Raw genomic sequence first — 9,926 nt, 5'->3', positions numbered from 1 at the left:
GCTCGAGGAGCCGGCGCGGCGCCGGCACGGCCAGCCCGGCCGCCGCCAGCCTCCGCAGGGCGCGTACGGCGTGGGGCGCGGTCGGCTCCTCCCAGAGGGCGTCCGGGTCGGACAGGGCATCGAGGAGACGGCGTACCTCCGCGTGATCGGGCAGGACCGCGCGCGTGGGCGCGAGATGTCCGATCTGCAGATGCGCGCCATCGTGTCGCACCGGCGCGAATCCGGGCCGCAGGACGGGACGGGCGGGCCTCATGGCCCGAGGCTGCCACGCTTCGCGCCGGGGCGTCGGGCGCTGTCCACAGGGCACGCGGGCCCGGAGAGCGCAAACGGCGGCACCCCGTGAGGGATGCCGCCGTCGAGCTCAGTGAGGCTGAAGGATCTCAGGCCTTGCCGAGGATGCGGTTGAGGTTGGTCGAGCAGACCGGGCAGACGGCCTTGGCCATCTTGGTGCCCTTGTCGTTGACCTTGATCTCGCCGGTCGCCTCGCGCTTCTCCTTGCACTTCACGCAGTAGAACTCGCCGCTCCAGGTCTCAGCCATGACGGCCTCCTTGCCATTCTTCTTGTTGGTCGTCGCTCGGTGTTCTGTGCCGCCGAGCCGACTCGACCCTACGGCACCGCTGAGCGTGACGCACGCTCAGGGCCGCCCCGCGTGTTGCGTGTCGGTGTGCGCGGTGAGCACGGGGGCAAAGAGGAGACCCCCGGTGTCCTGGATCGTCCCGGGCCTTCCCCTTGCTCAGGACGTCCGGCGGCGCCGGGGGTCTCATCTGAGGAAGAAACCTAGGGAGCCGTCCGGCGTGCGTCAACGCGCGAGGTTCCCGGGTTGTGGACGGCCCTGTGGAGATCCTGTGCGAAACGCCGAACGGCCTGTGGGGAACGCCGGGACGACCGGGGGACAACCGGGGGAGACGCCTCGACGTCGTGTCCCGACCCGCCGTGCTGACCTGCGCAAACGCCGAAGGCGCCGGTGTGGAGGAAAAATTGTCGGGGTGGAATCGCCCGTGGACCCCGTGTCGGCCTTGCGCCGGATCGCCTTCCTGCTCGAGCGGGCCCGCGAGGACACCTACAAGGTCAAGGCCTACCGCGCCGCGGCCGCGGCCCTCGGGCCGCTCGACGACACCGAGATCGCCGCACGCGCCGAGGCCGGGACGCTCACCGAGCTCGCCGGCATCGGGGCCACCACGGCGACCGTGATCGCCCAGGCCGTCCGCGGCGAGGTCCCCGACCGGCTCCGCGCCATCGAGGACGAGTACGGCGGCCCCCTGGTCGCCCGCGGAGCCGCCCTCCGCGCCGCGCTCCGGGGCGACCTGCACTCCCACAGCGACTGGAGCGACGGCGGCTCGCCGATCGAGGAGATGGCGCTCACCGCACGCGAGCTCGGGCACGAGTACCTCGTCCTCACCGACCACAGCCCACGGCTCAAGGTCGCGCGCGGCCTCTCCGCCGCCCGGCTCGCCCGGCAGCTCGAGGTGGTCGAGGCGGTGGACGAGGGCATCGGGCCGGGGTTCCGGCTGCTGCGGGGGATCGAGGTCGACATCCTCGACACCGGCGGGCTGGACCAGAGCGAGGAGATGCTCGCCCAGCTCGACCTCCGGGTCGCGAGCGTGCACAGCAAGCTCGCGATGGACCCCGCGCCGATGACCCGCCGGATGATCGCCGCGGTGGAGAGCCCCTTCACCAACGTGCTCGGCCACTGCACCGGCCGCCTGACCGGCGGCGGGCGGGGGACCCGGCCGGAGTCGCGGTTCGACGCCCGCGCCGTCTTCGAGGCGTGTGCGGCCCACGACGTGGCCGTCGAGATCAACTCCCGTCCCGAGCGACGCGACCCGCCCACCCGGCTGCTCGCGCTGGCCGTGGAGGCGGGGTGCCTGTTCGCGATCGACTCCGACGCCCACGCCCCCGGCCAGCTCGACCTGCAGGTCTACGGCTGCGAGCGGGCCGAGGACGCCGGCATCGACCCGGAGCGGATCGTCAACACATGGCCGCTGGACCGGCTGCTCGCCTGGGCATCGCACGACCTCCCCGCGTGAGGGCCCGGCCCTCACCGCCGGTCGACGGGGCCGGACAGCCTCCCGGCCCGATCGCCGGCCAGCAGTTAGGTTGAGGACCATGGCGGACCAGGCGCCCCGGGTCGAGGTGCGGCGGAGCAAGCGCCGCCGGCGTACGGTCTCGGCCTATCGCGACGGCGACACCATCGTCGTGCTCATTCCCGCCAGCCTCACCAAGCGCGAGGAGGCCGACTGGGTGGCCCAGATGGTCGCGCGCCTGGAGAAGTCCGAGCGCCGTCGCAAGCCGTCCGACGAGGATCTGCTCAAGCGCGCCATGGGCCTCTCGGACCGCTACTTCGGCGGCATCGCGATCCCGGAGTCGGTCCGCTGGGTCGACAACCAGCAGGCGCGCTGGGGGAGCTGCTCGCCCGGAGACCGCTCCATCCGGCTCAGCGCACGGCTCCAGGGGATGCCGAGCTGGGTGATCGACTACGTGCTCGTGCACGAGCTCGCGCACCTCTTCGAGCCGCACCACAACGCGCGGTTCTGGGGCTGGGTCGACCGGTTCCCCCAGGCCGAGCGGGCGAAGGGCTACCTGCTCGGCTGGTCGGCCGCGGCCAAGCTCGAGGCGCCGCCGGGCGGGCTGGACGAGGAAGCCGAGGTCGACTGACCGCTCGGCTCCCGCCGCCCCGCTCTCACCCCCACGGCGGGACGTTCCGGCCCCTGCCGGCGACCAGCGAGGGCCGACGTGTCCCGTCAGGACCGGGAGAGTCGTGCCCGGGCGAGGGCGACCAGCTGCCGCATGTCGGCGTCGTCGCTCGGCAACTCGTCGGCGGGCCACCAGCGCACGTCGAGCGACTCCTCGCTCACCGCGTGCGCGGCGCCGGGCGGAGCGAGCGCGGCGAAGCGCACGTCGAGGTGGTGGACGCCCGGGCCGCAGAACTCGACCGCGTGGTCGGACAGCTGCACCGGCACCGGATCGAGGGCGAGGTCGAGTCCGGACTCCTCCCGGGCCTCGCGCGCCGCGGCGGCCAGCAGTGAGTCGTCGCCCGGCTCGAGGTGGCCGCCGAACTGGAACCAGCGCTGCGCCTTGGCGTGCAGCGTCAGGAGCACGCGCGAGCCGTCGGAGGAGAGCACCAGGGTCGAGGCGGTCAGGTGATGCGGCCGGTCCTCGCGGAGCACCCCCGACGCGTGGCCGGCGAGGTAGTCGGCGTACTGCTCCCGCAGCGCCTCCTGCTCCGGCGTGGGCGGCGTCCAGGCGCGCAGGGCGGCGAGCGCCGAGTCGCGCAGGCTCACTCGGTGGGCTCGGCAGGCTCGGCGCCCGGCGCCGGCGGCTCGCCGTCGAGCAGCGCGGCCAGGCCGGCGTCGAACTCGTCCGCGCTCATCTCCTCGGGCAGCGAGGCGCCCTCGCGGAAGCCGAGCGGGTCGTCGAGGTCGGCGGAGGTGGGCAGCAGCGCGGGCGACATCCAGACGCCGTCGCGTGCCTCGGCGCCCTGACGGGCGCGCAGCGAGCCCCAGAGGGTGGCGGCGTCGCGGAGGCGGCGCGGGCGCAGCTCGAGGCCGATCAGGGTGGCGAAGGTCTGCTCGGCCGGGCCGCCCTCGGCGCGCCGACGGCGGAACGCCTCCTGCAGCAGCGCCGCGGAGGGCATCCGCTCGTGGGTGGCCTCGGTGACGATCTCGTCGACCCAGCCCTCCACCAGCGCCAGCACGATCTCGACCCGCTCCTGCGCCGCGCGCTGCGCGGCCGACGGCTCGATCGCGAAGAGGCTGGCGTCGCCCATGAGCTCCTGCATGGCGCTCGGGTCCATGGGGTTGAGGCCCTGCAGTCGCTCCTCGACCTGTCGCTGGATCGCGCCGAGGTCGACCTCCACGCCCTGCGCGTACGCCGTCACCGCCTCGATCACGTGCTGGCGCAGCCACGGCACTCCTGCGAACAGCCGCTGGTGGGCGGCCTCGCGCAGCGCGACGTAGAGCAGCACGTCGGACTCGCCGACGCCCTCGAGCCCGTCGGCGAAGGCCTTCACGTTGCCGGGGAGGATCCCGGCCCGGCCGGGCGTCGAGAGCGGGATGCCGATCTCGGAGCTGGCGAGGACCTCGCCGGCGAGCGTGCCGAGCCCCTGGCCGGCCTGCTGGGCGAGCATCGCGCCGACGGCCTTGCCGAGGAAGCCGACCATGGGGCCGGCGACCGCCTTGAGCTCCTCGGGCATCTGGGTGGCGATGGTGTCGACCGAGGAGGCCGCCACCGGGGTGATGAGGCCGTGCCACACGTCGGCGGTGCTGACCAGCCAGTCGGCCCTCGACCACGCGGCCGCGGTCTGCACGCCGCTCGGGAAGGACGTCGTGCCGTCGATCCACAGGTCGGCGAGGCGCAGCGCGTCGGAGACGGCCGACGACTGGCCGGCCGAGGGCGTGGGGTCGGGGGTCTGGGCGGCGGTCTTGCGGGCCAGGTCGAGCGCCGCCGGCCAGTTGATCGGCCCCTCGAAGTCCTGGAGCATCGACTGCACCTGCGCGAAGAGCGCGTTGAGGTCGAACGGGAGGTCGCCGCCGGCGCCGCCGCCGAAGGGGTTCTGGGCCATGGTCCAAGACTATTGTCCTGCTGGTGAGCCCGATCCGCCTCGTCGACCTGCGCGACGCCCCGCTGGACGTGACGGAGGTGCTCGCGGCCCTGGAGGACGGCACCTCCGGCGGCGTCGACCTCTTCGTCGGCCGGGTCCGCGACCACGACCACGGGCAGGGCGTGAGCGGCCTGGTCTACGAGGCCCACCCCTGCGCGCTGGCCGAGCTCGAGGCCGTGGCCCACGAGGTCGCGGACGCGTACGACGTCACCGCCCTCGCCGTCCTCCACCGCACCGGGAGCCTGGCCGTGGGGGAGATCGCGGTGATCGCGGGAACGGCCTCGGCCCACCGGGCCGCGACCTTCGAGGCGACCCGCGCCCTGATCGACACGCTCAAGGCGCGGGTGCCGATCTGGAAGCACCAGCGTTTCGCCGACGGCTCGTCGGAGTGGGTCGGCCTACCGTAGGTGCCGTGGAGATCCTGCTGTGGCTCGTCCCGCCCGTCGTGGTGACGACGGCGGTGGGGCTCTGGGCGGCCTGGCGCGGGCGCGAGCGGCCCGAGATGAGCGCCGAGGAGGCCGCTCGCCGGATGGGCGAGGCGATGGCCCGGCCCGCCCGCCGGCGATGACGTGGCGTCTGTCACCCTAGGCGCATGTCGCAGCGGACCCTGGCCGGCCTCGTCGCCGCCGCCGTGGCGGCCGCGCTCGCCGGCTTCGTCTTCCTCCTCCCGCTGCCCTACGTCGTCTACCGCCCGGGCGTCACGGTCGACGTCCTCGGCACCGCCGACGGCAAGGAGATCGTCGACATCGCCGGCGCCGAGGAGTACCACGACGACGGACAGCTGCGGATGGTGACGGTCTCGGTGACCTCGCCCGACACCAACGTGAGCCTCGCCGAGCTCCTCACGGCCTGGGCGAACAAGAAGAACGCGGTCTATCCGTGGAGCTCGGTCTACACCACCGGCGAGTCCAACGACGACAGCGAGGCCGAGGGTGCCGCCGAGATGGCCTCGTCGCAGGACATCGCCACCGCGATCGCGCTGGAGGAGACGGGCGTCGACGTCCCGCAGGTGACCAAGATCGCCGGCGTGGAGAAGGGGGAGCCGGCGTACGGCGTCCTCGAGGCCGGCGACATCGTGGTCTCGATCGACGGCCAGGACGCGAGCGACGCCAACGCGATGGTCAAGCAGATCCGGTCCACCCCCGCCGGACAGGCGCTGTCGATCGTGATCAAGCGCGACGGGAAGCAGAGGACGGTCTCGGTCACCCCCACCGACCACGACGGCACGCCGCGGATCGGGGCGTCGGTCGGCATCGGCTACGACCTGCCGATCTCGGTGACGATCGGGATCAGCTCCGCCATCGGCGGCCCGAGCGCCGGGCTGATCTTCAGCCTCGCGATCTACGACACGCTCACCCCCGGCTCGCTCACCGGCGGTGACAAGATCGCCGGGACCGGCGAGATCGAGACCGACGGGTCGGTCGGCGCGATCGGCGGCATCCAGCAGAAGATCGCCGGCGCCACCCGCGACGGCGCCAAGCTGTTCCTCGTCCCGTCCGACAACTGCGACGAGGCGATCGGCGCGGTCGACGCGAAGGAGCACCACATCCGCCTGGTGAAGGTGACCACCATGCACGACGCCCGCGAGTCGATCCAGGCATGGGTGAAGGACCACGACGCCAGCCTGCCGACGTGCAAGGCTGCCTCGTGATGAGCGACCTGACCGACATGAGCGGCTCCTTCGAGACCGATCCCGCGCTGGCCGCGGCCGTGCTGGAGCTCGAGGCCCACGCCGCGCAGGGCGGCTGGGACCGGCCGGCCACCCTCTACGCCCTCGTCGACACCGCCGAGTTCATCGCCAGCGAGCCCACCCTGGCCGACCTGCTCGGCCTGGCCGACGACGCCTCGGCCGAGGGCAGCCTCACCCCGATCGAGCAGGACCAGATCGCGCGCCCGCTCGAGGAGGTGCTCTCCACCATCGCGTTCCCGCCCTCGGTGAGCGGTGTGGCGGTCGTCGTCGAGCGGCCCGACGGCGAGCTGGGGCAGGCGGGCCGGGAGACGGAGCACCTCCGGGTGGTCGCCGGGGTGACCCGCGCCGGCGCCGCCTACTGCGCGATGCGGTCGCGCACCCACGACAGTCCCGAGTCCGTCGTCGCCGGCGGGGAGGATCTGGTGCCGCAGCTCGTTGAGCTCCTGCGGGCGGTCCTCGAGGACGGCGGCGAGGACAGCAGCGAGGAGGATGCAGGATGAGCGACCTGTTCGACGACCCGGCCGGTCCGCCCGGAGGCGTGTCGACCCGCACGAGGGTCCTCGTCTGGGCGGTGGTCGCGCTGCTCGCGGTCTTCTTCGGCCTCACCGCCTTCGCCGGGCTGTGGACGGACCGCCTGTGGTTCTCCTCGCTGGGCTACGGCTCGGTCTTCGCGAAGGTGTTCTGGGTCAAGGTCGCGCTCTTCCTCGCCTTCGGCACCACCATGGGCGCCGGGCTGGCCGTCGCCATGTGGCTCGCCTTCCGGAGCCGCCCGTTCCTGCACCCGGCACAGCTGGAGTCGGGCCTGGAGCGCTACCGCGACGCGGTCAACCCCATCCGCACCTGGCTCTGGCTCGGCGTGGCGGCGGTCGCGGGCGCGTTCGCCGGCGTCTCCGCCGCGAGCCGCTGGCGCACCTTCGAGCTGTGGCTGCACGCCACGCCGTTCGGCGAGAAGGACCCCTACTTCCACAAGGACGTCGGGTTCTACGTCTTCGACCTGCCCTGGCTCCACATGCTCGTCTCCTTCGCGATGGCCGCCTCGGTCGTCGCGGTGCTCGGCAGCCTCCTCGTCCACTACCTGTACGGCGGCATCCGGCTGCAGTCGCCCGGCGACCGCCTCTCGCAGGCGGCCCAGGTCCAGCTGTCGGTCCTGCTGGCGGTCTTCGTGCTGGCCAAGGCGGCCGACTACTGGCTCGACCGCTACGACCTGACCAGCTCCGACTCGGCGCTGTTCACCGGCATCGGCTTCACCGACGACCACGCGGTGCTGCCGGCCAAGTCGACCCTGTCGGGGATCGCCCTGATCTGCGCCGTGCTCTTCCTCGTCAACGTCTGGCGCCGCACCTGGCTGCTGCCCGGGGTCGGCGTCGCCCTCATGGCCGTCTCCGCGGTGCTCCTCGGCCTGATCTGGCCGGCCATCGTCCAGACCGTCCAGGTCAACCCCTCGAAGACGGACAAGGAGACGTCGTACCAGGCGAAGAACATCAGCCAGACCCGCAAGGCCTACGCGATCGACGACGCCAGCGTCGAGGTGGAGGACTACACCCAGGAGCCGAGCGCGACCGCGCAGGCGAAGGAGCTCAACGCCGAGACCTCGTCGGCGCCGCTCGTCGACCCGAAGCAGGCCAAGCCGTTCTTCGAGGAGCAGCAGCAGGTCCGGAAGTACTACACGGTCTCCCCGATCCTCGACGTCGACCACTACGAGATGGACGGCACCGACCGGGCGCTGGTGCTCTCCACGCGCGAGCTCGACGAGTCCGCGTCGGCGGTCACCAAGAGCTGGACCAACCTCCACACCGTCTACACCCACGGCTCCGGCGTCATCGCCGCCTACGCCAACCAGCGGCCGCTGGACAACGACGCCGAGTCGGTCGACGTCCAGTTCGCCCAGGGCAACGAGGCCTCGCAGAACGACCTCGTCACCGCCGGGCCCGGGGAGTTCGAGCAGCGGATCTACTTCGGCGAGCAGTCGCCGACCTACTCCATCGTCGGGCGGCCTCAGGGTGCCAGGTCGGTCGAGCTGGACCTCGCCCGGGACGCCTCCTCCGACGAGGACGACACCACGACGTACGACGGCGTGGGCGGTGTCAAGATCGGCTCGACGTGGCGCCAGCTGCTCTACGCGATCAAGTTCAACTCGGCCAACATCCTGCTGTCGGAGCGGGTCAACGACAACTCGCAGATCCTCTACGACCGCACGCCCAAGGAGCGGGTCGAGAAGGTCGCGCCCTGGCTCACGCTCGACGACGACGCCTATCCCGTGGTCGCCAACGGCCGGGTCACGTGGGTGATCGACGGCTACACCACCACCGACCGCTACCCGGGCTCGCAGTCGGAGTCCTTCAAGACGATGACCGACGACTCGCTGCAGCAGGAGACCACCGGGCCGCGCACGCTGCCGACCGACGAGGTCAACTACATGCGCAACGCGGTCAAGGCCACCGTCGACGCGTACGACGGCACCGTCACGATCTACGCGTGGGACGAGTCCGACCCGATCCTGCAGACGTGGTCGAAGGTCTTCCCCGGCACGGTCCAGCCCAAGTCGTCGATCCCGGCGTGGCTGACGCCGCACCTGCGCTATCCCGAGGACCTGTTCAAGGTGCAGCGCTACCAGCTGGCGAAGTACCACGTCACCGACGCGTCCGCCTTCATCGACGGCTCCGACGAGTGGCAGGTGCCGAACGACCCGAACGACACGTCGCTGACCAAGTCCGTGCCACCGGTGCGGATGTTCCAGGACGACGCCTCCTCCGGGACGGAGACGTGGTCGATGACGAGCACGTTCACGCCGAAGGAGCGCAACAACCTGGCGGCGATCATGACCGTGAACTCCGACGCGAGCTCGGCCGACTACGGCCGGATCAGCGTGCTGGAGCGGCCCGACCAGCAGACCCAGGGTCCGGGCCAGGTGGTCGCGGACATGAAGAACGACGCCGGGGTCAGCCAGGCGCTGCTGCCCTACACCCGCAGCTCCAGCGGGGTGGTCTCCTACGGCAGCCTGCTCACCGTCCCGACCGCGTCGGACGGACTGGTCTACCTGATGCCGGTCTACGCCCAGCAGGCGGCGACGTCGAGCTATCCCGTGCTCGCCTATGTGCTCGCCTCCTATCGCGGCAACATCGGCTACGGGCGCACCCTCGAGGCGGCCCTGAGCTCGGCGCTCGCCAACACCGGCTCCTCGGGCACCGGCGACACCGGATCCGGCGGGTCGACCACCTCGCCCTCCGCGTCGCCGTCCACCTCGCCGACCGCCTCGCCCAGCGCGTCGGCCTCGGGATCGCCCAGCTCGTCCCCGACGAGCGCCAAGGAGCTCCTCGGGCAGGCGCAGGACCTCTTCACCCAGGCCGACGCCGCCGGCCGCGCGGGCGACTACACGACCCGCGAGGAGCTGCTGAAGCAGGCCGAGGAGAAGGTCGCGCAGGCGCTCGTCATGATGGGGTGACGCCGGGGCCGTTCTCAGGATTTCCTTCGCCGCCTCCCCAGGATCGGCTCAGCGTCGCGGCTCAGGATCGAGGCATGAGCGAGCACCAGCAGTATGCGTCCCCGATCGGCCCGAGCCTCCCGGCAGGTCCCTCCGGTCCGCCGCCGCGGTCCCGGCGCCCGCGCGGGACCCGTTGGCGCGTCGCGGTCGCGGC

The 9,926-nt window shown here is 72.3% G+C and carries 11 protein-coding genes; 7 read left to right on the top strand and 4 right to left on the bottom strand.

Annotation, left to right across the window (positions count from 1 at the left end; genetic code table 11):
• Positions 1-253 (bottom strand): hypothetical protein (locus QM572_RS05320; RefSeq protein WP_415090810.1); only part of this gene is annotated, 253 nt, incomplete at its 3' end.
• 127 nt (positions 254-380) lie between these two features.
• A complete protein-coding gene (locus tag QM572_RS05315) occupies positions 381-539 on the bottom strand; it encodes a DUF5679 domain-containing protein (protein WP_227782839.1) in 159 nt (52 codons plus the stop codon).
• 448 nt (positions 540-987) lie between these two features.
• On the opposite strand from QM572_RS05315, the gene QM572_RS05310 reads away from it, so the two are divergent.
• Both QM572_RS05310 and QM572_RS05305 read left to right on the top strand, forming a co-directional pair.
• Positions 988-2,028, top strand: coding sequence for a PHP domain-containing protein (locus tag QM572_RS05310; RefSeq protein ID WP_415090806.1), 1,041 nt, complete (start codon positions 988-990; stop codon positions 2,026-2,028).
• 79 nt (positions 2,029-2,107) lie between these two features.
• Positions 2,108-2,656 carry a YgjP-like metallopeptidase domain-containing protein gene (locus QM572_RS05305; protein WP_415090803.1) on the top strand — a complete coding sequence of 183 codons (549 nt, stop codon included), beginning with the start codon at positions 2,108-2,110 and terminating at the stop codon, positions 2,654-2,656.
• Positions 2,657-2,742: 86 nt separating this feature from the next.
• Here the strand turns inward: QM572_RS05305 and QM572_RS05300 are convergent, their stop codons facing one another.
• Positions 2,743-3,282, bottom strand: coding sequence for an NUDIX domain-containing protein (locus tag QM572_RS05300; protein WP_415090801.1), 540 nt, complete (start codon positions 3,280-3,282; stop codon positions 2,743-2,745).
• Positions 3,279-4,562 carry a zinc-dependent metalloprotease gene (locus QM572_RS05295; RefSeq protein WP_415090799.1) on the bottom strand — a complete coding sequence of 428 codons (1,284 nt, stop codon included), beginning with the start codon at positions 4,560-4,562 and terminating at the stop codon, positions 3,279-3,281. Before QM572_RS05295 ends, QM572_RS05300 begins: the two co-directional genes overlap by 4 nt.
• A 23-nt stretch (positions 4,563-4,585) precedes the next feature.
• Between QM572_RS05295 and QM572_RS05290 the strand changes: the two genes are divergently transcribed.
• The 5 genes from QM572_RS05290 to QM572_RS05270 are packed head-to-tail and all read left to right on the top strand — an operon-like array spanning position 4,586 to position 9,733.
• Positions 4,586-5,008, top strand: a complete 423-nt coding sequence (locus tag QM572_RS05290) for a molybdenum cofactor biosynthesis protein MoaE (protein ID WP_415090797.1) — start codon at positions 4,586-4,588, stop codon at positions 5,006-5,008.
• A 5-nt stretch (positions 5,009-5,013) separates the two neighbouring features.
• Entirely contained in the window at positions 5,014-5,169 is a 156-nt protein-coding gene (locus QM572_RS05285; protein ID WP_415090795.1) for a hypothetical protein, read from the top strand.
• Between the two features lie 24 nt (positions 5,170-5,193).
• Positions 5,194-6,252 carry a PDZ domain-containing protein gene (locus QM572_RS05280; RefSeq protein WP_415090792.1) on the top strand — a complete coding sequence of 353 codons (1,059 nt, stop codon included), beginning with the start codon at positions 5,194-5,196 and terminating at the stop codon, positions 6,250-6,252.
• A complete protein-coding gene (locus QM572_RS05275) occupies positions 6,252-6,791 on the top strand; it encodes a PPA1309 family protein (RefSeq protein WP_415090790.1) in 540 nt (179 codons plus the stop codon). The genes QM572_RS05280 and QM572_RS05275 overlap by 1 nt, the downstream gene beginning before the upstream one ends.
• Positions 6,788-9,733, top strand: coding sequence for a UPF0182 family protein (locus tag QM572_RS05270; RefSeq protein WP_415090788.1), 2,946 nt, complete (start codon positions 6,788-6,790; stop codon positions 9,731-9,733). The genes QM572_RS05275 and QM572_RS05270 overlap by 4 nt, the downstream gene beginning before the upstream one ends.
• The last annotated feature ends 193 nt before the right edge of the window (positions 9,734-9,926 follow it).

Origin of the sequence: Nocardioides sp. (assembly GCF_047607365.1) — a bacterium.
GTDB lineage: Bacteria > Actinomycetota > Actinomycetes > Propionibacteriales > Nocardioidaceae > Nocardioides.
Note: the sequence above shows the minus strand (reverse complement) of the source record. Positions and strands in the feature narration are given on the sequence as shown.